Consider the following 24,344-nt stretch of genomic DNA (forward strand, 5'->3'; position numbering starts at 1 on the left):
CACTTCGGGTCGGCACGACGCCGACCGCACCACCTCGTCGTCCCGTACCACCGTCATGGGCGGCCCCGGCACGGGGGCGGCCCCCCGGGGAGGATGCATGAGTCCACGGTCCCGCTCCAGAATCCGCGGACGGCTGGCCGGTCTGGTCGCCGTCTCGTTCCTGTTCGGCTGCTTCACCTCGGCGCCCGCCGGCGCCGCCGACACCGCCGACGACCTGCCGCCGCAGGAACCCGGCGTCACACTGCGCGTCTTCGACATCGGACAGCCGATGGACGAGATCTGCGTGCTCAAGCCCGGACAGACCCCGAACGTCGACAAACTGATGCCCGTCATCGACTTCTCCTCGGCCGAGGACTTCGGCATCGGTGACCACTTCGTGTCGCAGGTGATCGCGAACATCGAGGTCCCCGAGGACGGGGCCTACACTTTCCGGCTGACCAGCGACGACGGCTCGCGCCTGACCATCGACGACCGGACGGTCATCGATCACGACGGCCTCCACGCGGCGGAGCCCAAGGACGGCACGGCGACCCTGACGGCCGGTCATCACGCCCTGCGCGTCGATCACTTCGACCGCACGAACGACCAGCGGGTGACGCTGGAGTGGAAGCCGCCCGGCGCGGCGGACTTCTCCCTCGTGCCCCACTCCGCCCTGAGCACCGACGCGGACGTCGTACGGGTGACGGCCCCCGGCCGCAAGCAGTGCGAGAGCGGCGCCGACACCCCCGGCGACGGACTGCCGCTGGACGGCGTGCACCCCGACTACACGCTGACGGACCTGCGGCCCGACGGCTTCGAACCCCAGGTCACCGGTATGGACTGGCTCCCGGACGGCCGCATGGCCATCACCACGTGGGGCGGCACCGACAAGACCGAGGGCGAGGTGTACCTCCTCGACAACGTCACCGGCGCGACCGGACCCGACAAGGTGACGGCGAAGAAGGTCGCGAGCGGCCTCAAGGAGCCCATGGGCATCAAGGCGCTCGACGGGGCCCTGTACGTGTCGCAGAAGCACGAACTCACCGAACTCCGCGACACCGACGGTGACGACGTCACCGACGAGCGGCGCACCGTGGCGACCTGGCCGTACGGCGGCAACTTCCACGAGTTCGCCTTCGGCCTGCTCTACCGCGACGGGCACTTCTACCTCAACCTCTCCGTCGCGATCAACTACGGGGGCGCGACGACGGACCCGCAGCCGGCGCCGAACCGGGGCACCACGATCAAGGTGAACCGGAAGACCGGCAAGGTGACCTACCTCGCCGGAGGCCTGCGGACCCCGAACGGCATCGGCTGGGGCCCCGGCGGCGACCTCTTCGTCGCCGACAACCAGGGCGGCTGGCTCCCGGCCTCGAAGCTGGTCCGCATCAAGCCCGACCGCTTCTTCAACCACTACACCAACCCGGCCGGCCCGTTCGACGACCAGCCGGTGACCGAACCGGTGCTGTGGCTGCCGCAGAACGAGATCGCCAACTCCCCCAGCACCCCGATCCTGTTGAAGAAGGGCCCGTACGCCGGCCAGATGCTGTTCGGCGACGTGACCTACGGCGGGCTGCAGCGCGCCTTCCTGGAGAAGGTGAAGGGCAAGGACCAGGGCGCGGTCTTCCGCCACACGCAGGGCCTGGAGGCGGGCGTCAACCGCATCAGCCAGGGGCCGGACGGCGCGATCTACGCGGGCGGCCTGGGCGCCGGGGGCAACTGGGGCCAGGAGGGCAAGCTGGCCCACGGTCTGCAGAAGCTCACTCCGAACGGCGGCAAGGCGTTCGACATCCGTGCCATGCGCGCGAAGCGGGGCGGTTTCGAGCTGGAGTACACCCAGCCGCTGTCCCAGGAGACGGCGGACAAGCTCGCCGAGAGCTACCGGGTCGAGCAGTGGCGCTACGTGCCGACACCCGCGTACGGCGGTCCCAAGGTCGACGAGGAGACCCTCGCCGTGACCTCCGCGCGACTGTCCGGGGACCGGAGGAAGGTCACGCTGCGGATCACGGGCCTCAAGCCCGACCGTGTGGTGCACGTCCGCTCACCGCGTCCGTTCAGCTCGGCCGAGGGTGAGACGCTGTGGAGCACCGAGGCGTGGTACACGCTCAACGCCATGCCCGGCAAGCAGCCCCCGACGACGGCGTACGAGGCGGAGGAGGCGAAGCGCTCCGGCGGCGCCGGCGTCAACACCGACCACACGGGCTACTCCGGCAGCGGCTTCGTGGACGGCTACGGCGCTCAGGGCGCGGCCACCTCGTTCACGGTCGACGTGGACAAGAAGGGCACCTACGACGTGGCCCTGCGGTACGCGAACGGGCCGAACCCCTTCACCGGCACCAAGACGGTGAGCGTGTACGTGGACGGCCGGAAGGTGAAGCAGTCGAGCCTGCTCAGTACGGGCGGCTGGGACGACTGGTCCACGCGGACAGAGTCGCTGAAGCTGCGCAAGGGCGCCAACACCATCACCTACCGGGTGGACGAGGGCGACACCGGACACGTCAACCTCGACATGATCAGTGTGCATCCCGAGGGCGAGCGCATCGTCCTGTTCGACGGCGCCGACCGCGCGGCCTGGCAGCACACGGACGGCCGCACCGCGCAGTGGCCGCTGACGGACGGCGGGATGGAGGTCTGCTGCGGCGACCTGCGCACGAAGCAGGCGTTCGGTGACTTCAAGCTCCACGCCGAGTTCTGGCTGCCCGAGCTGCCCCCGGACGTCACCGGCCAGAACCGGGCCAACAGCGGCATCTACCTCCAGGACCGCTACGAGATCCAGATCCTGGACTCGTTCGGTGACACCACGCCGGCGGACAACGAGGCCGCCGCGATCTACCAGCAGAAGGCCGCCGACGCCAACGCGGCCCGCCCGCCGGGCACCTGGCAGACGTACGACATCACCTTCCGCGCGGCGCGCTTCGACGACCAGGGCGCCAAGACGCAGGACGCGCGCGTCACGGTGGTGTGGAACGGCGTGACCGTCCACAAGGACGTGGCGCTCGCCGGCGCGACCGCCGGGGGCGCTCAGGAGGCGCCTACGGCGGGTGCGCTCCGCCTTCAGGACCACGGCAACAAGGTGCGGTACCGCGATATCTGGATCGAGCCGCTGTCGTAGCGACTCACGTGGCGGTGGCCGGTCCGGACATGTCCGGACCGGCCACCGCCGACCGGGCTCAGGCCGGCCCATTCATGTCGGTGGCGTGAGCGACAGAGGCGCACGCGGCAGAGGCGAGAGTGTCTGCTCCGACCAGATGACCTTTCCGGTCTCGGTGTAGCGGGTTCCCCAGCGGTCGGCCAGCCGGGCCACGAGGAAGAGGCCACGGCCTCCCTCGTCGGTCGTGGCCGCGTAACGCAGGTGCGGTGCGGTGCTGCTGCCGTCGGAGACCTCGCAGATCAGGGTCCGGTCGCGGAGCAGCCGGACCCGGACGGGATCGGTGCCGTAGCGCACCGCGTTGGTCAGCAGTTCGCTGAGGATCAGTTCCGTCACGAAGGCCTCCTCGTCCAGGCCCCACTCGGCGAGCCGGCCGATGACCTCGCGGCGGACGCGGGAGACGGCGGCCGGGTCCCGCTCCACGTCCCAGACGGCCACCCCGGACGGATCGAGCACGCGGGTGCGGGCCACCAGGAGGACCACGTCGTCGTCGGACGGCCGGGACGGCAGTGTCGCCAGCACGTCCGCGCACGTCTCTTCGGGTGTCCGCCCGGCCCGGGCGAGGCCGCGGCGCAGCAGTTCCATGCCCTCGTCGATGTCCCGGCCCCGGGTCTCGACGAGACCGTCCGTGTACAGCACGAGCCGGCTGCCCGCGGGCAGGTCGAGATCGACCGCTTCGAACGGCAGGCCGCCGCCGACGCCGAGAGGCAGCCCGACGGGGCTGCCCGGGAAGCGCACGGACCCGTCGGGCAGCACCAGCGCGGGGCTGGGATGTCCCGCCCGGCTCAGGGAGCACCGGCCCGCCACCGGGTCGTAGATCGCGTAGAGGCAGGTCGCCCCGGCGATCTCGGCGCTGTCCGCACCGCCCTCCTGGTCGAGCCGGGCGACCAGCTCGTCGAGGCGGGCGAGGAGTTCGTCGGCCGGCAGGTCGAGAGCGGCGAAGTTGTGCACGGCGGTACGCAACCGTCCCATGGTGGCGGCGGCGTGCAGGCCGTGGCCCACGACGTCGCCGACCACCAGGCCGACACGGGCCCCCGGCAGCGGGATGACGTCGAACCAGTCGCCGCCCACCCCGGCTTCGGCCGGCACGTACCGGTAGGCGATGTCGAGGGCGTTCTGCCCGGGCAGCCCGCTCGGCAGGAGGCTGCGCTGCAAGGTCACGGCCGTCTGGTGCTCGCGGGTGTAGCGACGGGCGTTGTCGACGCACACCGCGGCCCTGGCGGCGAGTTCCCGAGCGAACACCTCGTCGTCCGCGTCGAAGGGCGCCGGGTTCTGTGAACGCCAGAAGCTGACCAGGCCGAGGACGACGCCCCGTGCGTGCAGGGGGACGGCCAGGACGCTGTGGAAGCCGTACTCGATGATCCGTCGGGCGTGGGCCGGGTCCTGTTCGTACCAGCCGAGTACGGTCTCCACGTTCGCCTCGGGCAGGGAGTGCCGCTCGCCGTCGCCCAGGGAGCCGGGGCTGGTGGGCACGATGCCGGTCACCCGCCCCGGGGGGTGCAGCGGGTGGTCGTCACGCAGGCCGGCGACGGCGGCACGCCGCACCTCCACGACTGTGCCGTCCGACTCACGCGGCTCGTCCCCCCGGAACACCGACTCGGCCAGGTCCACGGTGGCGAAGTCCGAGAACCGCGGCGTGGCCACCCGGGTCAGTTCCGCCGCGGTCGTGGTCACGTCGAGGGTGCTGCCGATCATCTTGCCGGCCTCGTAGAGGAGCAGGAGGCGCTCGCGCACCGCCTCGGCCCGGCCGATCACCGCGGCCAGTTCGGTGGTGTCCCTCAGGGTGGCGACGGCGCCCGGCGGCCCGCCGTGGTCGCCGGTGACCCGTACGTTGACCGCGAGCAGCCGCTCCCCCACCGGCACCACCTGGTCGGTGGCCGGTCGCCCGGACTCCAGCAGTTCGGCGATCCGGGCATGCAGGCCGCACTCGGCGACCAGGCACTCTTCGGCGTCCGGCGGGAGCCCGAGCAGCCTGCGCGCCTCGTCGTTGGCGAGAACGAGCCGCCCCTTCCCGTCGACGATCAGCACTCCCTCCCGGACGGCGTGCAGTACCGCGTCGTGGTGCACGTACATGCGCGTCATCTCGGCGGGGCCGAGTCCGCGGGTCTGGCGGGTCAGACGCCGGTTCACCAGGGCCGAGCCGCCGAGGGCGAAGACGAGTCCGCCGGCGGTGCCGCCGAGGATGACCGGGATCTGACGGCTGACGGACTGGTTGATGTCACCGAGTGTGATCTCGACGCCGACGATACCGGCGACCGTACCGTCGCTCCGGAAGACGGGGACCGTGGAATCGACCGCCGGCCCGACGCTCGCGTCGAGTTCCGTCGTCAGGGGAGTGCCCTGCACCACCTTCTCGTAGGGGCCGAGAACACGCTTGCCGATGAGATCCGGATCGGGGTGCGTGTAGCGGATCCCCTGGGTGTTCGAGACGACGACGAAGGCCACGTCGGCCGCTTCGCGGATCGCCTCGGCACGGGGCTGCAGCACGGCCGTCGGATCCGGGCCGTCCAGTGCCGCCGCGGTCCCGGGAGCGTTGGCGAAGGTCTGTGCGACCGACAGGGTCCTGCGCCGGGCCTCCTCGGTGCTGTCCCGCCGGACCTGCAGCACCAGGGAGACCACCGCGGCCACGGCCAGCAGCACCACCAGCACCGCTTGCAGCAGGAACACCTGTCCGGCGACGCTCCGTACCTTCGGTACCTTCCGTCCACGCTTGACGAGGCCGGGCCACGTCTTCGGTCCCCGGGGCCTCGGGTACCGCCGGGACACAAATTCCCGAAACGGGCGATTTGCGGACATGCACCTGATTATGGCCCCACTCGACAGGCCCTCACGCCACGACGCGGGTCGTCACCGGCGACGCCCTGCCCACCGAAGAGCGGCGTCGCGCCCGGGGAGGCGTCTCCGTACGCGTCGACGGCGACGACCCGTGCCGTGCCGTGCGGCGAACGTGCGGGCAGCCACGCTCCGCCGCGGCGGCGGCTGAACCGGCGCCGCGGCCGACGGAGCAGAGGTCGCCACGCGCGCGACGGCACCCATCGAGGGCATGCGCGGGTCCCGTGGTCGGCGGCGGGGCAGTGCTCGCGGCCCCCTGCCCCGAGCCCCGGCTGCCGCGTATGGGCTCAGCAGGTGGGCACGGCCGGGAGCCAGGATTCGGCGACGCCGATGAAGATGTTGGAGACGTAGCCGCCGTAGTCGGGCAGGTAGGACCACCCGTCGCCGCTGTAGCCGTCGTGGTGCACGAGCTCCCCGTGGACCTGGCACCTCACCCGCACGGTCGTGGGGCCGGACAGGACGGCCACGCGGGTGGATGTGGTCGTCGCCTGCTGCCGGACGCTCACGTCGGTGCCCCTCGTGGAGAACGACGTGGTGCCGTCGGCGTCGGTCCACAGATAGGTGACGGTCACCCAACCGTTGTCGTAGAGGCCGACGTTGTAGAAGGTCCCGTCGGCCAGGTCGATGCCGGCCGGATTGGCGACCTGTCGGCCGAACTCGTCCCGGCCGCCGTTGTGGCCGTTCTCGTAGGCCGCCTGCGCCTGGGGCAGGCCCCGTGGCAGGTCCTTCCACTGCTCGCGCTGCGCGGACGGGTTCCAGTGGTCGTCGTGCGTGTTCCACGGACCGACATCCCACACCGGCGCCGTCTCGCAGCGGACCGGCCCGCACACCTGCACCGAGTACTGGCCGCTGCCCTTGGGAGAGAGGGCCCTTCGCGACGGGAGCGCCACGAAGTGGTCGTTCTCGCGGATGACGTGGCCGTTCGCCGTGGTGTGTCCGACCAGGCCCTCGCGGGTGGCGTAGACCCGGGCCGAGAAGGCGGAGGCCGCCTTCGGCGTGGGCCCGACGGGGGTGCTTCCCGTGTCGTCCGCTGTCAGCGTCAGGGCTCGCACGACCGCGGTCGCCCCGCCCTCGGCGTTCCACAGGGTGAGCCGGGCCTGGACGTCGACGACGTCGCGCGGCAGTTCCACCGCGGCGCCGGACACCGCCTGACGCCACTCGGTCCAGATTCCGTCGGCCGTCCGGCCCCGCACGTCGACCTCGACGCTCGCCGCCTCGGGCACCGTCGCGTCGAGGTCCACGGCGACCCGGTTCACCGGCCGGTCCACGCGGTGCGCCGCCAGCACGGCGGAGGCGTAGCCACCGTCCCGGCCCAGGGAGGCGGGGCTGACGGAGGCGTCCCGCACCCGCAGGGCGCCCGCGTCGTACTCGACATTGACGTCGTCGGCGCCGGTCCGGGACAGGTCAGGGCGCCAGGAGTCCGAGGTGGACGCGGAAGCGGCACCGGCGGCCGGGGCCGCGGCCAGTGCCGTCCCGGCAAGGGCGAGGGCGAGGGCGGGCAGGCAGGCCGTGCCGCTCAGTGCGCGCGAGGACCGCGTTCTGCGGCGCTCAGCCGAGTTCCCGCGCCGGGTGGAAGGGGTCAGCATGTGGGCACTCCAGGGAGCCGGGCGTCATTGACGTCGATGAAGAGGTGAGAGAGGTGGGAGATGCGGCCGCCGGGTTCCGGCTGGCAGGACCAGGCGTCGTTGCTGTAGCCGTCGTACTCCACGGGCCCGCCGCGGACCCGTCAGGCCACGCGAACGGGCGTAGGTCCGGGAAGACCCGCCACCCGGGCGGAGTCCGTCGACGGCCGCTGCCGGACGCTCACGTCCGCGCCCCGCGTCGGAAACGGTGAGCCGGTGGCACCGTCCGTCGCCGTGCATCGGGCTCACGCGACAGGTCCGGTCCCGGCGGCAGCGGTCCCGGCGACAGTCGTCCCGGCGGCAGTCGTCCCGGCGGCAGTCGTCCCGGCGGCAGTCGTCCCGCCGGCAGCGGTCCCGGCGGCAGCGGTCGCGGGATTGCCGGTCGGCGGAAGCGTCGCTCGCGGGTGGAGAGGCTTTTCGGGCGGACCGGTCAGGGAACACGGTCGCTGACCGCGCACCGCGAGACACAGGAGGCCGACGTGGCGGACGACCAGCACGCCCAGCAGGATCCGACCGAGCAGCATCCCCGCCCCGACTTCGCCTCGCAGGACCAGCCGCACCCCGGCTGGACCGGGCCGATGGATCCGCCGCCCGACCACGGTGAGGAGTCCTACCGAGGGTCCGGCCGTCTGGTGGGCCGCAGGACCGTCATCACCGGCGGTGACTCCGGCATCGGCCGAGCGGTGGCCCTGGCCTTCGCACGCGAGGGTGCCGATGTGCTGTTCACCCACCTCGCCCAGGAACAGGACGAGGCGCGGGAGACCTCCCGCCTCGTGGAGGACGCCGGGCGGAAGGCCGTCGCCGTCTCCTGCGACATCCGCGAGGAGGAGAACTGCCGGTCCTTGATCGACCGGGCCGTGGCCGAGTTCGGCGGTATCGACGTCCTGGTGAACAACGCGGCCTACCAGATGGCGCAGCCGGACGGCATCGAGGCGATCACGACGGAGCAGTTCGACCGGGTCCTGCGGACGAACCTCTACGGCATGTTCTGGCTGACGAAGTTCGCCCTGCCGCACATCCCCGAGGGCGGCAGCGTCATCAACACCACCTCGGTCCAGGCCTACAAGCCCAGCCCGCACCTGCTGGACTACGCGACGACCAAGGGCGCGATCGTGACCTTCACCCAAGGGCTCGCCCAGATGGTCGCGGAGCGCGGCATCCGGGTGAACGCGGTGGCCCCGGGGCCGGTGTGGACCCCGCTGATCCCGGCGACGCTGCCGGACACCGCCGAGTTCGGCAAACAGAGCCCCCTGGGGCGGCCCGCGCAACCGGCCGAGCTGGCGCCGGCGTACGTCTATCTCGCCTCGCAGGAGGCCGGCTACGTCACAGCGGAGATCCTGAACGCGACCGGTGGCACGCCTCTGCCGTGAACACGGTCCGGCCCTTCCGAGGACCCGGGGACGGGGGCGCTCCGCTCGTACGCCGCGGCAGACGTCCCTCGGCGCTCGGCCCGCGGCGACTGCGCCGGAGCACGGGCAGCCCGTTTCCCCCGGAGCGCGGGCAGCCCGTTCCGTACCGCAGCCCGTTCCGTACCCTGGCGGCATGCGCATGCGCCCCACTCTGAGCTGGACCCCTGCCGAGGACCTGCCGCCGGGCACCACCGATCCGGAGCCGGTCGCCGATGCGCTGCGCACCGGCGGCGTGCTGGTGCTCAGCGGGGCGGGCATCTCCACCGAGTCGGGCATCCCCGACTACCGGGGCGAGGGCGGGAGCCTGAGCCGGCACGTCCCGATGACCTACCAGGACTTCACCGCCGATCCCCGGGCTCGGCGCCGGTACTGGGCGCGCAGCCATCTCGGCTGGCGCACCTTCGGCCGCGCCCGCCCCAACGCCGGGCACCGGGCCGTCGCCGCGTTCGCACGGCACGGCCTGCTCAAGGGTGTGATCACCCAGAACGTCGACGGCCTGCACCAGGCAGCCGGCAGCGAGGGCGTCGTGGAACTCCACGGAAGCCTGGACCGGGTCGTCTGCCTGTCCTGCGGTGCCTTCAGTCCACGCCGTGTACTCGCCCGGAGGCTGGAGGAGGCCAATCCGGGCTTCGAGCCGGTGGCCGCGGGAATCAACCCTGACGGTGACGCCGACCTCACCGACGCACAGGTCGGGGACTTCCGTGTGCTGCCCTGCACCGTCTGCGGCGGCATCCTCAAACCGGACGTGGTCTTCTTCGGCGAAGCCGTTCCGCCGCGGCGGGTCGAGCACTGCCGCACGCTGGTCCGCGAGTCCGCCTCACTGCTGGTGCTGGGCTCCTCGCTGACGGTGATGTCCGGCCTCCGGTTCGTCCGCCAGGCGGCCCAGGACGGGAAGCCGGTGCTGATCGTCAACCGGGACCCGACGCGGGGCGACCGGCACGCCCTCACCCGGGTCGCGCTCCCGCTGGGCGCCGCCCTCACCACCGTGGCCGCACGGCTGGGCATCTCCGTCGACGGCCGGGCGGCGGGCCGGGAGCAGTCGTGACGGCTTGATCACTCCTTGCGGAGTACCTAGGCTCCAGGCCATGGAGACGGGGGGACCGGATCACGGCCGGGGGGCTCGGTGGCGTCGGCCGGTGGGGCGGCGTGTGGTCGCGGCCGTGCTGGCCGGAACGGCGGGGCTGGCCGTGTTGGGGACGGTGTTCGTCGTTCTGCCGGCTGTGGTGGTCGATCACGATCTCGCCGGGGCCGGCGTCGCCGCTCAGGATCGGCTGAAGGCGGTGAACGATGTCCGTACGACACTTCTGCAGGTACTCGCCGGTCTCGTCGTCCTCTTCGGCGCGTACGCCACGTGGCGCCAGGTGCGGGTGAGTCAGGAGAGTCTGCGCGCCACCCAGGAGGGCTACGTCACCGATCGGTTCAGCCGGGCGGTCGACCAACTCGGCGGCGACAAACTGGATGTACGCATCGGCGGCTTGCACGCCCTGCGGCGGATCGCCGAGCAGTCCCCGCGCGACCGGGACGCCATCATCTCGATCCAGGCCGCGTACCTGCGCACTCATCTGCCCTGGCCGCCCGCCGGAGCCGGCTCGCCGGCCGCGGACGTGGCCATCAACGACATCCCACCGCTGGAGACCCGCGTCGCCGACGCCCAGGTGGCGCTGACCGGGCTCGGCAGTCTGTGCCGGCACCGGGAGGAGTCGTGGGTCAATCTCAGCTTCACCGACCTGCGCCGGGCCGACTGCGACGGGCTGGGCTTCCCCGAGGTCAACTTCGACCGCGCCTGCATGGAGGCGGCGGGCCTGTACCACGCCAATCTGACCCAGGCGTCCCTGGTCTCGGTCACGCTGCGGCACGCCGACCTCACGACGGCGATTCTCCGGCGGGTCCGTTGCGTTCTGGCCGACCTGCGGGGCGCGAAGATGGTCGAGACCGACTTGCGGGACGCCGACTTCACCGAGACCGACCTGCGCGAGGCCAACCTGCGCAAGGCCGACGCACGCGGCGCCGTCTTCCACCGCGCCGACCTCCGCATGACCGACCTGCGCGGCACCGACCTGAGCACCGCCGACCTCGCCGGAGCCCGCCTGACCGACGCCCTGGCCAGCGAGCGCACCCGCTGGCCCGCCGGCTTCGACCACTCGGCCGCCGGCGTCGTCGACACCGAGGACCCCGGCCCCGAACCCTCGCCCCTGCTCCAACCGCCGGGCATGACGTGGCAGGCCCCGCCGCTGCGGTCCGCACCGTGACACCTCCCGTCCCCGGTACCTGACGAGCACGGATCACCGAGCCTCCGTCACTGCCCCCGCGATGCCGTCGCCGGCCACGGCGAGGTCCGCACCGGGGCCGACGTCGAGCTTGCGCATGATGCGCGCCACGTGGAACCAATGCCGCGGGCGCCGGGCCGCCCCTCCCCCGGGCGCCCCGGCGCCCGCCCCACTGCCAGGTCGGCCGCGCGAAGGGACGGCCGCGAACCGGTTGCATGGATGATCTTCGGCTACGTACGCTCCATGGCCTGTCGGGCAGCTGTTCGCAGCCCATGGCCAGAGAGTGAGCAGACCTATGCAGCCGACGTTCGTACTGGTGCACGGAGCCTTCGCGAACTCCTTCTCCTTCGCACCGCTCCAGGCCGAACTCGGCCTTCTCGGGCACCGCTCGGTCGCCGTCGACCTCCCCGGTCACGGTTTCGCGGCGACCTACACGCACGCCTATCAGGCGCCCCAGGACCCCGAAGCTCTCGCCACCACGCCGGGCTCCATCAAGGGCGTCACGCTCGCCGACAACGCCGCGCATCTCGTCGGCGTCCTGGAACGGGCCAAGGAGAACGGGCCGGTGATCCTCGTCGCGCACAGCCGCGGCGGTGTCACGGCCACCGCCGCGGCCAACGCGCGCCCGGACCTCATCGACCGCGTCGTCTACGTTTCCGCCTGGTGCCCGGTCGACCTGGACGTCAACGACTACTACGCCGAACCGGAGATGGCCACCGTCGACGCCGCCTCCCTGGGCCTGGCGATGGCCGGGAACCCGGCCGAACTCGGTCTGCTGCGCGTCAACTTCCGCACCGCCGACCGTGACGCCCTCGCGGCGCTCAAGGCCGCCTTCCTCGCCGACGGCACGGAGGAGGAGTTCCTGACCTTCCTCAACACCTTCCAGCCGGACGAGAACCTCGACGTCGGCACCTCCGCCGACCGGGCGCAGGCGGCGACCTGGGGCCGCGTCCCGAAGACCTTCGTGCGCCTCGCCGGCGACGCGAGCATGCCCCTCGCCATGCAGGACCGGCTGATCCGCGAGGGCGACGCGCTGACTCCGGGCAACCCGTACGACGTCCGCACCCTCGACGGCAGCCACCTGAAGTGGCTCGTCGACCCGGCACCGGCGGCCCGCGTCCTCGCAGAACTCGCCGCGCTCACCGCCCCGAAGGACTGACCGCCCGGCGCGCCCTGCCGCCTCCCTGAGCGCCCGTCGGCCGAAGTTACCCGTGCGTTCCGCACGCCGGAGACGTGACAGCGGTGACTGTCGGGGACACGGCGGCGCGTGGCAACGTCTTGCCCGGCACCGACCCGGTGAAAGGAGCAGGCGTGAACAAGGGCTACGCCGTGTACTGCGACGCAGATCCGCACTTCTACGACGCGCCGCATCGCACCGGCCCCGGCACCCGGTCGGCGGGCACCCGGTACGCCGCTGCCACCCTGCCGGTACCGGCGGGATGGCAGCGCGGGGAGAGCGGCGACTGGCTCGCCCTGCGCCCGCTGGACGCCGTACTGCCGGCGCAGGGATGGAAGATCCACGTCTCCGCCTGCCTGGACAACGCCGAGTCCGTCCTGGAGCGGGTACGGCACCACTGCGTCGAGCGTGGCATCGCCTTCAAGTTCGTGCCGAGCCGCTATCTGCTGCACCAGCGCAACGCCAAGTACGCGGACCGGGCGGGCAGCGGCAAGTTCGTCACCGTGTACCCGGCGGACGAGGCACAGTTCGAGCGCCTCGTGGGCGAGTTGGCCGCTCTGCTGGACGGTGAGCCCGGACCGCACATCCTGAGCGACCTCAGGATCGGCGACGGCCCGGTGCACGTGCGCTACGGCAGCTTCACCCGCCGCAACTGCTACGACGAGAGCGGCGAACTGCGGCCGGCCGTCGCCAACCCCGAGGGGATACTCGTCCCCGACTTCCGCGGCCCGGTGTTCCGCGTCCCCGACTGGGTGAGTGTGCCCGCCTTCCTGCGGCCCCACCTCGACGCCCGGGCGACGGTGACCCTGGCCGACATCCCGTACACCGTCGAGTCGGCGCTCCACTTCTCCAACGGCGGGGGCGTCTACCGGGCGCGGGACAGCCGCACCGGCGAGGTGGTGGTCCTCAAGGAGGCCCGTCCGCACGCCGGCCTGGCGGCGGACGGTGCCGACGCGGTGACCCGGCTGCATCGCGAACGACGGGCCCTGGAACAGCTGTCGGGGCTGTCCTGCACGCCCGAGGTACGGGACAGCTTCGCCGTCGGGGAGCACCACTTCCTGGTGCTGGAATACCTCGACGGCAAGCCCCTCAACACCTTCTTCGCCCGGCGGCATCCGCTCATCGAGGCGGACCCCGACGAGCGGCGGCTGGCCGAGTACACCGAGTGGGCGCTCGATGTCCACGCCCAGGTCGAGCGGGCCGTCGAGGAGGTGCACGCGCGGGGCGTGGTCTTCAACGACCTGCACCTCTTCAACATCATGATCCGCGACGACGGGCGGGTGGCCCTGCTGGACTTCGAGGCCGCCCACCGCGTCGACGAACCGGGCCGGCAGACGGTCGCCCACCCCGGTTTCGTGGCACCTTCCGGTCGGCGGGGCACCGCCGTGGACCGGTATGCGCTGGCCTGTCTGCGCCTGGCCCTGTTCCTGCCGCTGACCAGTCTGCTGGCCCTGGACCGGCGCAAGGCGGAGCACCTCGCCGACGTGGTGGCGCGGCAGTTCCCCGTGGAGCGCGCGTTCCTCGACGCGGCGCTCGACGAGATCGCCGGCACTTCCGACGCGGCGACCGACGAGACCGCCGACACCTCCGACGCGGCGCTCGCCGAGACCGCCGACACCTCCGACGCGGCACTCGCCGAGACCGCCGACGCTTCGGGCCGGCGTCCGGCGACACGAGCCGCGACCGAGGGCTTCGTTCCCGTGGCGCCGGGCGACTGGCCGCGCAGCCGGGACTCGATGACGGCGGCCGTCCGTGCGTCGGCCACCCCGTCGCGCGAGGACCGCCTCTTCCCCGGCGACGTGGCTCAGTTCGCCACCGCCGGCGGGGGACTCTCGTTCGGCTACGGAGCGGCCGGCGTGCTGTACGCCCTGACCGAGAGCGGGGCGGAGCGCGACGAGAGCGAGGAGCAGTGGCTGCTCGACCGGACCAAGGAACCGCCCTCGGGGATGCCGCTCGGCTTCCACGACGGGATCGCGGGCGTCGCGTGGGTCCTGGACCACCTCGGCCATCGGGCCCCGGCGCTGGATCTCACGCGGCTGCTCCTCGACCATCCCCTCGACGGTCTCGCCGCCGACCTGCACAGCGGGACGGCCGGAGTGGGCCTCGCACTGGACTCCCTGGCCGCCTCCACCGGCGACGCCGCCCTGCACGACGCGGCCATGCGGTGCGCCGAACTGAGCGCCCGGTCCCTGCCGGCCGACGCACCGGGCCGAGGGCCCGAACACCGAACCCGAGCCGGTCTCCTGTACGGCGCCACGGGCAGCGCCCTGTTGTTCCTGCGCCTGTACGAACGCACGGGTGACACCGGCCTGCTCGACCTCGCGGGCACCGCACTGCGCCAGGACCTCGCGCGCTGCGTCCGCGGCGCGGGAGGCGCGCTCCAGGTGGACGAGGGCTGGCGCACCATGCCGTACCTCGGCGCGGGCAGCGTGGGGATCGGCATGGTGCTCGACGACTACCTGGCGCACCGCGCCGACGAGCGGTTCGAGCGGGCACGGGAGGAGATCGTGCGCGCGGCACAGGCCATGTTCTACGCCCAGCCGGGGCTCTACCGCGGCGTGGCCGGCATGGTGCTGTACCTCGGCCGTACGACGGCCACCGGGCCGGGTACCGGCGACGAGGCCGTCCGGCGCCAGATCGACGCGCTGACCTGGCACGCCATGTCCTACCGCGGTCATCTCGCCTTCCCCGGCGAGCAGATGATGCGCCTGTCCATGGACCTCTCCACCGGGACCGCCGGATGCCTGCTGGCCGTCGCGTCCGTGCACGGCGACCGGCCCGCCGGTCTGCCGTTCCTCCCACCGCCGCGGCGAGTGCCGCGGCCCATGAGCCGGCCCCCTTCGGGGGTCGTGAAGTAACCATCCGTTGTCGTACGAAGGGAAAAGATCATGAACCTGTTCGAGCTGCAGTCGATGGAGACCCCCAAGGAAGAGGCCATGGGCGACGTGGAGACCGGCAGCCGCGCGAGCCTGCTGCTCTGCGGCGACAGCAGCCTCAGCGTCACGACGTGTAACTGACGTCCGAGTCGGCCCGCCGCGGAGACGCGGCGGGCCGCGCGCCGCGGTACCGGCGCCCGGGCTCCCTGCCGGGCGCCGGTACCGCGCCTCGTCGCCGCCGCGGGCGGCACCGACCACGAGGAGGGCAGCTGGTGGGAAGCGACCCGGTCCGGCGGCGGCCGACGCGTCAGGCGCACGACTCACCCGGCTCATCCGGCTCGCCCGATGCCGGTCCCGGACGTGTACCCGAACTGCTGGTCCTGGTGTGCTCGGTGGCGGCGGCAGCGGTCGCCGTCGTCCAGCCCCTCGTCCTGGGCCGCACACTGGACCTGCTGCTGCACGACGGCGCCGCCGGCCCCTGGCTCGTGGCGAGTGCCGCACTGCTCGTCGGCGAGATCCTCCTCGACGGCCTCACCGCGCTGCTCACCGGCCGGTGCACCGCCGACTGGACGGCCTCGATCCGCTCACGTGCCCTCAGAGGTCTGTTGCACGCCGTGCCGGATCTGGCCCGGCCCCATTCTCCCGGCGACGTCGCGACCCGGCTGACCCTCAACGCCTCCGACGCGGGCGCCGCGCCGGCTGCCAGGGCCGCACTCGCGGCCTCGCTCCTCACCCCGGCCGGCGCGCTCGTCGCACTGGCCGTGGTCGACATGTGGGTCGCCGTGTGCGTGCTGGCCGGACTACCGCTGCTGGCGCTGGTGTTGCGGGCGTTCGCACGGGACACGGGTACTTCGGTAGGGGCCTACCAGCGGGTGCAGTCGGACATCGCGTCCCGGCTGCTGGAGACCATGGAGGGCGCGGAGACCATCGCCGCCGCCGGTACCGCCGCACGTGAACGCCAGCGCGTGCTCGGCCCGTTGACCGAACTCGGCACGCTGGGCACACGCATGTGGACGCTGCACGGCAGGGCGCTGGCCACCGGCGGTGTCCTCGTCCCGCTGCTGACGGTGGCCGCCACCGCGGTGGGCGGCCTGCGGCTCGGCGCCGGGGCCCTCAGCGTCGGCGAACTGCTCGCGGTGTGCCGGTACGCGCAGCTGGCCGCAGGGTTCGGCGGGGCCGCCACGCTGGTCGGCGCGCTGGTCCGGGGCCGCACGGCGCGGGAGCGCACCGCGGCGCTGGAACGGCTGCCCGCCCTGTCCTACGGAACCCGGACACTGCCCCCGGCGGGCCCGGGCGCCCTCGAACTGCGCGGTGTACGGGTCGTCCGGGACGGGACGGAAGTCCTGCGGGCGGACCACGTGGTGGTACCGGGCGGTCTGACCGCCGCGGTCGTGGGACGCAGCGGCGCCGGCAAGTCCGTCCTGGCCGCCGTGGCCGGCCGGCTCATCGATCCCGACCAGGGGCACGTCCTGCTGGACGGCACACCGCTCGAACTTCTGACCCGGTCCTGTCTGCGTGCCGAGGTGGGCTTCGCCTTCGCGCGTCCGGTCCTGGGCGACCGCACCGTCGCCGAGGCGGTGGCGGCCGGACCGCGCACCGTGTCACCCCACCAGGTACGGGCGGCTCTTCGCCTCGCGGACGCCGAGGGCTTCGTCCGCCGGCTGCCGCGGGCCTACGACACCCGGCTCGCCGACACTCCGCTGTCCGGCGGCGAGTACCAGCGGCTGGGCCTCGCACGGGCCTTCGCCCACGCGGGCCGGCTCCTGGTGATGGACGACGCCACCTCCAGCCTCGACACCGCCACGGAGCACGCGGTGGAACAGGCGCAGCGCCGCTCGCCCCGAGGCGCCACACGGCTGGTCGTGGCACACCGCCCGTCGGTCGCGGCCCGGGCGGATCTCGTGATCTGGCTGGACGACGGCCGGGTGCGGGCGGTCGGCAGCCATCGGCGGCTGTGGGAGGAGGCGGCCTACCGGGCGGTGTTCGGCACGCGTGAGTCCGGTGCCGGGCCCGTCTCGGCCGAGGACAGCCTTGACGGGAGCGTCGACGGAGGCGCTGACGGAAGCGCTTGCGGAGACCGTCACGACCGGAGCGGCTTCCCACGCGAGGAGGCACGACCGTGACGTCCACCGGCGCGGGGCCCGAGGCGAAGCCCCGCCGCGAGCCGGGGCCCCTGCGACGGGTCGGGCCGCCCGCCCGTCGCTTCCTGTCCGCACGCAGGACGGTCCTCGCGCGGCTCGCGGCGTGGTCGCTGGCCGAGTCGGCTCAGACCTTCTTGATCGGCTACGGGGTCGCGCGCGCCGTCGACCGGGGGTTCCTCGCCGGTGACACCTCCACGGGTCTCGGCTGGCTCGCGGTGGCCGCCTTCGCCGTGGTGTGCGGCGCGCCCGTGATCAGGGGCGTCTTCGCTCAGTTGGCCGGGCTGACGGAACCACTGCGCGACCAGCTGGTGCGGCGGGCGGTCGACCAGTCCATGGCCCGCGCCCTGGCCCGTCCCGGTGGCTGGGACCGCGCCGCCGTCTCGCGGCTCACGAACCAGGTCGAGATCGTGCGGGACAGCTTCGCCGGAATCGTCCTCACCCTGCGTTCGTTCGTGTTCACCGCGGCCGGGGCACTGGCGGGGCTGTTCACGCTGGACCCGGCGCTCCTGGTGGTCGTCCTGCCGCCGCTCGTCGGTGGCCTGGTGCTGTTCCTGGTGACGCTGCGGCCCATGGCGGCGGCGCAGCGCCGGGCTCTCTCCGCGGACGAGGCGCTGGGCGATCACGCCACGCGTGCCCGCGGGGCGCTGCGTGACATCACCGCCTGCGGCACACAGGCGGAGACGGCACGGAACGGAGAACGGCTCGTCGCCCACGCCGCCACCACGTCCCGTGTCCTCGCCCGCTGGGCCGCGGTGCGCACCCTCGCCCTCGGCGTCGCGGGCCAGCTCCCCGTGCTGCTCCTGCTGGTCGCCGTGCCGTGGCTGCGCGGCAGGGGTGTCACGACCGGCGCTCTGCTCGGGGCGTTCACCTACCTCGCCCAGGCCCTGCTGCCCGCCCTGCACACCCTCATGACCGCGATCGGCGCCGCGGGCACCCGGCTGCTCGTCGTCCTGGACCGGTTCACCGTCCCTCAGGCGTGCCCGTCCCTCCCCGAAGCGGCGCCACCTGCGCCCCTGTCCGGGCGTGCCGGGCCGCCGCGACGGGTCCGCTCCCCGCTCCCGCCGATCCCGGCGCCGTCACAGCAGCCTCCCGCGGTGGAACTGCGCGCGGTGACCGTGGGCTACGGCGCCCGGGCGGAGCCGGTCCTCGACGCGCTCGAGCTGTGCGTCGAGGAAGGCGAACACCTGGCCGTCGTCGGGCCCAGCGGCATCGGCAAGTCGACCCTCACCCGTCTCATCGCCGGGACGTGCGCGCCGTGGAGCGGCACGGTGCGGGTGGCCGGCCGGACGGTCGCCGACCGAGGGGCGGCGGAACTGGCCGCGCTGCGCGTCCTGGTCCCCCAGCAGGCGTACGTCTTCACCGGCACGGTCCGGGACAACCTCGCCTACCTGAGGCCGGACGCCTCCACGAGCGACATGGAGGCCGCCGTCCGGGATCTCGGAGCCGCTCCTCTCGTCGAGCGCCTGGGCGGGTTCGACGCGCCACTGCGACCCGACGACCTGTCGCAGGGTGAGCGTCAGCTGATCGTCCTGGCGCGTGCTCACCTGTCCACGGCTCGGCTGCTCCTGCTCGACGAGGCGACCTGCCATCTCGACGCGGCGTCCGAGGCGCGCGCCGAGGAGGCGCTCGCCCGGCGTCCGGGAACACTGCTCGTCGTGGCGCACCGCATGTCGTCCGCGGTCCGGGCCGACCGGATTCTGGTGCTGGACGGCGTCCGGGCGGCCCACGGCACTCACCAGGACCTGCTCGAGCGATCGCCCCTCTACCGCGACCTGGTGGGGCACTGGAGCCGAGCCCGGGGGTGACCCGCGAGCCGTGCTCCCCTGCTCGTGTGCCCCGCCGCCGTCACATCCAGCCGGCGCCCTGGACGATGCGAATCGCGTCCACGCGGTTGCGCGCCCCGACCCTCCGGATCGCGCTGGCGATGTAATTGCGGACGGTCCCCCGGGAGAGATGCAGGCAGGCGGCGATCTCGGCGACGGAAGCCCCCTGCGACGCCTGGAACAGGACGCTCAGCTCACGGGCGGTCAGTGGCATCTCGGAGGCCCGCAGCAGTGCGACGGTGAGCCGCTCGTCGAGGAACCGCTCCCCCTTGGCCACCGTGTGCACCGCCGCGATCAGCCGCTGCGACGGGGCGTCCTTGTCCACGAAGCCGAGCACTCCGGCGTCGAACGCCCTGCGCAGCACACCCGGCCGCTCCGGAGCCGCGAGGACGACCAGCCGCGCCCCGCACCCGCCCCATACGGGCACCTGGTCGACCTCGCCGGGCGGTCCTTCCAGACAGTCCCCGTCGACCACGCACACGTCCGCGGGTAAGTCGTTGTCGTCCATGTCGTCCCCGCGGGACGACATGGACGAGACCTCCAATCCGTCGGCGGACCGCAGCAGTTGCACGAGCGCCGACCGCAGCAGCGTCGCGTCGTGCACCACGAGAACGCGGACCATGTACAACCCCCTAGTTTTCCCGGCCGCTCCGGGCCGCCGGGCTCGTCCCCCAACCGGTCCCCAGCCGTCTGCCCCCGGGCGCCGCCCAAGAAGCACGCGACTCGATCACGCCAGGGACCCACCGTCGGCAATACGCCGCTCTGAGCGCCGTCAGGAAGGGAAAGGCGAAGTCGAATCGGGCCGGAACACGCCTGTCGTCCGCGCGGGCTCCCGCGGCGGCACTCCGCGGCGGCCTCGCCCGTGGGCTGTTCAGATCGCGGTCGGCGGTGCCGGGCGGCCGACGGACAGCGCGACGCGACCAGGAGGCGTCGTTCGCTACCGGAGAGTCACAGACCGAAAACAGGCGATGTGAATGTGGCCCGAATGCCCAGGGCACTCGTCTGTCGCGTGATCGCCCCGCGCGGCGATGCCAACGGCGTCTCCCCGACGCGGGGCCATAAGGATGGCCGGAGGCCGTGTCGAGCGGCCCTCGCGGACCCGGTCGGCCATCCTGGGCCACAAGCGGTGCCCTTCCCCACGATCAGGAGCACGGTCATGCCGACGGACCCGGTTGGACGTTTCCTGGCGGCTCTGGACCCGGAACACCGGGATGCCGTCAGTGCGAAGCCTCGCGAGGAGCAGGAACGACTGGCGGAGGACTGGGAACGGGAACTGCTGGCGGACACCGATCTCGACACCCTCGACGAGTTGTCCCCGCCGGCGGCGGAGGCCGAGGCCGCCAGGCGCGTCCTGGGCGATCACTGACCCCTTCTGGTCCTCCTGGCCCTTACGGCCCTTACGGCTTTCTGGCCCTTCCGCCCCTTCCGGCCCACGGTCTTCGCTCACCGGACGCCTCCACCGGACGACCCCGTGTTCCCGGGGCCCCCGGCGTTCAGATGCTGCAAGGCCTCGACCAGTTCCTGGCAGGCCCGTTCGACGGACCGCCTGGTGTTGATCTGTTCGCTGATCACGGAGGACAGCAGGAGCGCGGTCAGGCCCAGGGTTCCGTTGAACGCCTGGAGCTTCATCATCGTCTCGATGTCGGTCAGCCTGGCGAAGGAACCGGTCTCCTCCCTGGCCGCGACGGTGGCCATCACGGAGGCGAAGAGGGCGCACGGCATACCGCCCGCCAGCTGGAAACGCAGCGCGGCCCAGATCAGCAGCGGATACACCAGGAACAGGAAGCTGACCGAGCTGTACGTGACCAGCGGCACCAGGACGCACACGACCAGCGCGAGCCCCGCGGCCTCGCCCCATCGGCCGGACGGAGGCGGCCAGCGGGCCCGGTGCAGCAGGAGCAGCAGCGGAGTGACGATCACGACGCCCATCGCGTCACCCACCCACCAGGCCAGCCAGACGAGCCAGAAGTCGTCGTCGGCGAGCTTGCCCGTGACGACGAGTACGCCGACGCCCACGCCCGAACTGATCAGCATGGCCGTCAGCGCCCCCAGGAACACGAGCATCAGGCCGTCGCGCAAGCGGCTCAGACTCACGCGGAATCCCACCGCGCGCAGCATCAGACAGGCGCACACGGGCGCGAGGGTGTTACCGATCACGATCCCGGCGGCGGACAGACGAGGAGCGGTCAAAGACGCGACGACCAGCAGGGCGCCGATCGCGATACCGGGTACGCATCGCAGTCCGAACAACAGCAGACAGGCCACCGCGACACCGGTGGGCGGCCAGATGGGGGTGACCACCGCGCCGTCCGCGACCAGTTGCTGCGAGAGCCCAAGTCGGCCCGCCGCGTAGTAGCAGACGGCGACGAGCAGCGTCTCGCAGACAAGGACGATCGGTCGCGGCCAAGCACGGATACCCACCACAGCAGCCATCAGACACCGACGCCGACGCATCAGCGAGGCGAGCCGCGCTTCGTCCCGCCCTACGGCGTAACAGTCCGTCCGTCATGGCCGACGACGAGCACGGCAGCGTCGTCCTCGTGTCCCACCAGCTCGGCGTTCTTGAGCACGGCGGCCGCGAGCGAGTGCGCCTCCATTCCCGCGACGGCGGCGATGCCCGCCAGCCGCACCACCCGTGCGAGCCCTTCGTCGACACTCAGGGAAGGCCCTTCCACCACGCCGTCCGTGAGCAGGACGAATACTCCGCCCGTGGTGAGCCGGTACCGGGTCACCGGATATTCGGTCCCCTTCAGGATGCCCAGCGGCGGCCCCCCTTCGTCATCGGAGACCTCCGCCTTGCCGTCCGCCGTGGCCCATACGCACGGAATGTGCCCGGCCCGCGCGCTCTCCAGCACGCCGGTGGCAGGGTCGAAGCGCATGAAGGTGCAGGTGGCGAAGAGGTTCTTGTTCAGGGCGAGGAGCAGGTCGTTCGTACGGGCGAGCAGGTCGCCAGGCTCGCTCGTCACGGAGGCGAGCGCCCGCAGGCCCACGCGGATCTGCCCCATGAAGGCCGCCGCGTCGATGGCGTGGCCCTGGACGTCTCCGACGGAGAGGCCGACGCGGCCGTCGGGGAGCACGAAGGCGTCGTACCAGTCTCCGCCCACGTTGAGTCCGGCGTACGCGGGCGAGTAGCAGGCGGCGAGGTGAAAGCCGGGGATCACGGGCAGGTCCGCGGGAAGCATGTCGCGTTGCAGCGCGACCGCCAGCTCCACCTGGGACCGGCGCAGCTCGGCGAGCTCCCGTGCCTGAGTGGTCAGCGATGCCAGTCTGGCCAGCAGCTCTTCACCGTCAGGTGCGGGACGCTTGCGGAACATCGACCACTCCCGGGCCATCCGATCCGCCTGTCCTCGCGGCGGCGCCTCTAGAAGCCGGACAGACCAAGTCTCTCATTCGCCTCGAAGACAGGCATACCGAAGCCGAACCGGTCGGGGCCGCGAGGCCTCCAGGTCAACTTAGGCTAGCCTGACCTGCATGGCGAAGGTCCGTCGGCTCGTGCCACAGCAACCCGGAATGTTCCGCGCCCGTGTGGTGCGCACCGAACGCGTCTCCCCGTCCATGCAGCGGGTGACCGTCGGCGGAGCGGAACTCGCCGAGTTTCCGTGGCTCGGGTACGACCACTGGTTCCGTCTGTTCCTCCAGCTCCCGCATCAACGCCGCCTCCGGCTACCGGAGTACACCGGCTCCCAGTGGTGGCAGCCCTACCTCGCCATCCCCGAGCACGAACGGCCGCACTGCGCCAACTACTCCGTGGCCGACTTCCGTCGGCAGGCGGCGGAGATGGACATCGACTTCGTCGTGCATCGCGGTCCCACGGGCGAGATCGAGGGCAGAGCCGCGATCTGGGCCTGTCACGCCGGCCCGGGAGACGCACTCGCCGTGCTCGACCAAGGCGTCCTCTTCGACCGCCCGCACGACGCCTCCGAGGTCACCATCGTGGCCGACGAGACCGGGCTGCCCGCCGCAGCGGGCATTCTGCGCTCCCTGCCCGACGGGATCACCGGACGGCTCATCCAGGAGGTGCCCACCGCGGACGACAGGCGGGTGCTGGACGGTCCGGCCGGCGTGACCGTCTCCTGGGCCGTGCGTCAGGACAGCACCTCCGTGCCCGGCGCCGCCGCACTCCGTGAGCTTCGACGGCTCGCCTCCACCGACGCGACGGGGTACGCGTTCGTGGTCGGCGAGTCGACCCTGGCCACCGAGGGCCGCAGGCATCTGCACCGCCTGGGGCTGCCGAAGGACCGCATCACCTTCTCGGGCTTCTGGAAGCGCGAGGCGACTCAGGCCGCCTGAGGCCGGACCGCGGCCGGAAGCCCGCTCACCGCGCCTGTGCCGCGATCTGGATGAGGTTGCCGCAGGTGTCGTCGAAGACGGCGGTGGTGACGGGGCCCATCTCCAGGGGCTCCTGGGTGAAGTGCACGCCCAGGCCACGCAGGCGCTCGTACTCCGCCTTCACGTCGTCGACGGCGAACGAGGCCAGCGGGATGCCGTCCCCGACGAGCGCGTCGCGGTAGGGCTTGACGGCCGGGTGGCCGGCGGGCTCCAGGAGGAGTTCGGTACCGCCGGGCTCGTCGGGCGAGACGACGGTCAGCCACCGGTCCTGCTCCCCCACCGGTACGTCGTGCTTCGTCACGAAGCCGAGAACCTCGGTGTAGAAGCGCAGGGCCTCGGCCTGGTCGTCGACGAATACGCTGGTCATGTTGATCTTCACGGAGTGCTCTCTTCCGGTTGGGGCGTGTCGGGCACGAGCCATCGCTCGGTGATCCGCCGCAGCGGGGCCGTGTTCAGCTCGTGGAACTTGTAGCGACCCTCCCGCCTGGTCTCGACGAGCCCGGCCGCCTCCAGCACGGCGAGGTGCTGGGAGACCGCCTGGCGTGAGATGCCGAGCTGGTGCTTCATGCTCAGCCGCGAACAGATCTCGAACAGTGTCTGCCCTGATTTCACGGTCAGCTCGTCGAGGATGGTCCGGCGGGTGGGGTCGGCCAGGGCTCTGAAGAGGTCGTCGGCCATGACCACATATTAGGCAAGTAACCACTTGCCTATCAAGTGGAGTGCGCGAGAAGGGTCGGGGGC

The 24,344-nt window shown here is 72.3% G+C and carries 18 protein-coding genes; 11 read left to right on the top strand and 7 right to left on the bottom strand.

The genetic code is table 11. The annotated features are described in order from the left end of the window. The first annotated feature begins 97 nt into the window (after positions 1-97). A complete protein-coding gene (locus tag ACIQ6R_RS28260) occupies positions 98-3,091 on the top strand; it encodes a family 16 glycoside hydrolase (RefSeq protein ID WP_404224307.1) in 2,994 nt (997 codons plus the stop codon). 72 nt (positions 3,092-3,163) lie between these two features. Here ACIQ6R_RS28260 and ACIQ6R_RS28265 read toward each other — a convergent pair whose 3' ends face one another. Together ACIQ6R_RS28265 and ACIQ6R_RS28270 are read right to left on the bottom strand one after the other, a co-directional pair. Continuing rightward, the gene (locus ACIQ6R_RS28265) at positions 3,164-5,794 is read right to left on the bottom strand and encodes a SpoIIE family protein phosphatase (RefSeq protein WP_404224309.1); all 2,631 of its coding nucleotides are present in this window, start codon (positions 5,792-5,794) and stop codon (positions 3,164-3,166) included. 452 nt (positions 5,795-6,246) lie between these two features. Beyond that, positions 6,247-7,545 carry a hypothetical protein gene (locus ACIQ6R_RS28270; RefSeq protein WP_404224311.1) on the bottom strand — a complete coding sequence of 433 codons (1,299 nt, stop codon included), beginning with the start codon at positions 7,543-7,545 and terminating at the stop codon, positions 6,247-6,249. A 515-nt stretch (positions 7,546-8,060) separates the two neighbouring features. Here ACIQ6R_RS28270 and ACIQ6R_RS28275 point away from each other — a divergent pair. The 8 genes from ACIQ6R_RS28275 (at position 8,061) to ACIQ6R_RS28310 (ending at position 19,256) form a co-directional block, all read left to right on the top strand. After that, positions 8,061-8,951, top strand: a complete 891-nt coding sequence (locus ACIQ6R_RS28275; RefSeq protein WP_404224313.1) for an SDR family oxidoreductase — start codon at positions 8,061-8,063, stop codon at positions 8,949-8,951. 172 nt (positions 8,952-9,123) lie between these two features. Further along, positions 9,124-10,035, top strand: a complete 912-nt coding sequence (locus tag ACIQ6R_RS28280) for an NAD-dependent protein deacetylase (RefSeq protein WP_404224315.1) — start codon at positions 9,124-9,126, stop codon at positions 10,033-10,035. Between the two features lie 103 nt (positions 10,036-10,138). Continuing rightward, complete coding sequence (locus ACIQ6R_RS28285) at positions 10,139-11,239, top strand: pentapeptide repeat-containing protein (protein WP_404224359.1); 1,101 nt, start codon at positions 10,139-10,141, stop codon at positions 11,237-11,239. A 313-nt stretch (positions 11,240-11,552) separates the two neighbouring features. Further along, positions 11,553-12,416, top strand: a complete 864-nt coding sequence (locus ACIQ6R_RS28290) for an alpha/beta hydrolase (RefSeq protein ID WP_404224317.1) — start codon at positions 11,553-11,555, stop codon at positions 12,414-12,416. Between the two features lie 152 nt (positions 12,417-12,568). Then, positions 12,569-15,292 (top strand): class III lanthionine synthetase LanKC, encoded by a 2,724-nt coding sequence (lanKC, locus tag ACIQ6R_RS28295; protein WP_404224319.1) that lies wholly within the window; start codon positions 12,569-12,571, stop codon positions 15,290-15,292. A 30-nt stretch (positions 15,293-15,322) separates the two neighbouring features. Continuing rightward, on the top strand, positions 15,323-15,451 hold the full coding sequence (locus tag ACIQ6R_RS28300; RefSeq protein ID WP_121750866.1) for a SapB/AmfS family lanthipeptide: 129 nt from the start codon (positions 15,323-15,325) through the stop codon (positions 15,449-15,451). 131 nt (positions 15,452-15,582) lie between these two features. Next, positions 15,583-17,433, top strand: a complete 1,851-nt coding sequence (locus ACIQ6R_RS28305) for an ABC transporter ATP-binding protein (RefSeq protein WP_404224321.1) — start codon at positions 15,583-15,585, stop codon at positions 17,431-17,433. Beyond that, a complete protein-coding gene (locus tag ACIQ6R_RS28310; RefSeq protein WP_404224322.1) occupies positions 17,430-19,256 on the top strand; it encodes an ATP-binding cassette domain-containing protein in 1,827 nt (608 codons plus the stop codon). The genes ACIQ6R_RS28305 and ACIQ6R_RS28310 overlap by 4 nt, the downstream gene beginning before the upstream one ends. Before the next feature lie 40 nt (positions 19,257-19,296). Here ACIQ6R_RS28310 and ACIQ6R_RS28315 read toward each other — a convergent pair whose 3' ends face one another. Beyond that, positions 19,297-19,896 (bottom strand): LuxR C-terminal-related transcriptional regulator, encoded by a 600-nt coding sequence (locus ACIQ6R_RS28315; protein WP_404224323.1) that lies wholly within the window; start codon positions 19,894-19,896, stop codon positions 19,297-19,299. A 534-nt stretch (positions 19,897-20,430) separates the two neighbouring features. Between ACIQ6R_RS28315 and ACIQ6R_RS28320 the strand changes: the two genes are divergently transcribed. After that, positions 20,431-20,640, top strand: coding sequence for a hypothetical protein (locus ACIQ6R_RS28320; protein WP_404224325.1), 210 nt, complete (start codon positions 20,431-20,433; stop codon positions 20,638-20,640). A 77-nt stretch (positions 20,641-20,717) separates the two neighbouring features. On the opposite strand, the gene ACIQ6R_RS28325 is transcribed toward ACIQ6R_RS28320, so the two are convergent. Together ACIQ6R_RS28325 and ACIQ6R_RS28330 are read right to left on the bottom strand one after the other, a co-directional pair. Further along, positions 20,718-21,707 carry an MASE1 domain-containing protein gene (locus ACIQ6R_RS28325; RefSeq protein ID WP_404224326.1) on the bottom strand — a complete coding sequence of 330 codons (990 nt, stop codon included), beginning with the start codon at positions 21,705-21,707 and terminating at the stop codon, positions 20,718-20,720. A 50-nt stretch (positions 21,708-21,757) separates the two neighbouring features. Further along, positions 21,758-22,588: a PP2C family protein-serine/threonine phosphatase gene (locus tag ACIQ6R_RS28330; RefSeq protein WP_404224328.1), complete on the bottom strand. Its 831-nt coding sequence runs from the start codon at positions 22,586-22,588 to the stop codon at positions 21,758-21,760. Between the two features lie 157 nt (positions 22,589-22,745). Here ACIQ6R_RS28330 and ACIQ6R_RS28335 point away from each other — a divergent pair, with 157 nt between their 5' ends. After that, entirely contained in the window at positions 22,746-23,564 is an 819-nt protein-coding gene (locus ACIQ6R_RS28335; RefSeq protein ID WP_404224330.1) for a siderophore-interacting protein, read from the top strand. Between the two features lie 25 nt (positions 23,565-23,589). Here ACIQ6R_RS28335 and ACIQ6R_RS28340 read toward each other — a convergent pair whose 3' ends face one another. Together ACIQ6R_RS28340 and ACIQ6R_RS28345 are read right to left on the bottom strand one after the other, a co-directional pair. After that, positions 23,590-23,982, bottom strand: coding sequence for a VOC family protein (locus ACIQ6R_RS28340; RefSeq protein ID WP_404182309.1), 393 nt, complete (start codon positions 23,980-23,982; stop codon positions 23,590-23,592). Continuing rightward, positions 23,979-24,281: an ArsR/SmtB family transcription factor gene (locus ACIQ6R_RS28345; protein ID WP_404182312.1), complete on the bottom strand. Its 303-nt coding sequence runs from the start codon at positions 24,279-24,281 to the stop codon at positions 23,979-23,981. The genes ACIQ6R_RS28340 and ACIQ6R_RS28345 overlap by 4 nt, the downstream gene beginning before the upstream one ends. Positions 24,282-24,344: the final 63 nt, after the last annotated feature.

The organism is Streptomyces sp. NPDC096048, from assembly GCF_044763415.1.
GTDB lineage: Bacteria > Actinomycetota > Actinomycetes > Streptomycetales > Streptomycetaceae > Streptomyces.

Coding starts and splice junctions, on each gene's coding strand:
- ACIQ6R_RS28320 (WP_404224325.1), top strand. CDS start 20,431: ATGCCGACGGACCCGGTTGGACGTTTCCTGGCGGCTCTGGACCCGGAA.
- ACIQ6R_RS28300 (WP_121750866.1), top strand. CDS start 15,323: ATGAACCTGTTCGAGCTGCAGTCGATGGAGACCCCCAAGGAAGAGGCC.
- ACIQ6R_RS28335 (WP_404224330.1), top strand. CDS start 22,746: ATGGCGAAGGTCCGTCGGCTCGTGCCACAGCAACCCGGAATGTTCCGC.
- ACIQ6R_RS28325 (WP_404224326.1), bottom strand. CDS start 21,707: ATGGCTGCTGTGGTGGGTATCCGTGCTTGGCCGCGACCGATCGTCCTT.
- ACIQ6R_RS28260 (WP_404224307.1), top strand. CDS start 98: ATGAGTCCACGGTCCCGCTCCAGAATCCGCGGACGGCTGGCCGGTCTG.
- ACIQ6R_RS28290 (WP_404224317.1), top strand. CDS start 11,553: ATGCAGCCGACGTTCGTACTGGTGCACGGAGCCTTCGCGAACTCCTTC.
- ACIQ6R_RS28280 (WP_404224315.1), top strand. CDS start 9,124: ATGCGCATGCGCCCCACTCTGAGCTGGACCCCTGCCGAGGACCTGCCG.
- ACIQ6R_RS28270 (WP_404224311.1), bottom strand. CDS start 7,545: ATGCTGACCCCTTCCACCCGGCGCGGGAACTCGGCTGAGCGCCGCAGA.
- ACIQ6R_RS28330 (WP_404224328.1), bottom strand. CDS start 22,588: ATGTTCCGCAAGCGTCCCGCACCTGACGGTGAAGAGCTGCTGGCCAGA.
- ACIQ6R_RS28315 (WP_404224323.1), bottom strand. CDS start 19,896: ATGGTCCGCGTTCTCGTGGTGCACGACGCGACGCTGCTGCGGTCGGCG.
- ACIQ6R_RS28345 (WP_404182312.1), bottom strand. CDS start 24,281: ATGGCCGACGACCTCTTCAGAGCCCTGGCCGACCCCACCCGCCGGACC.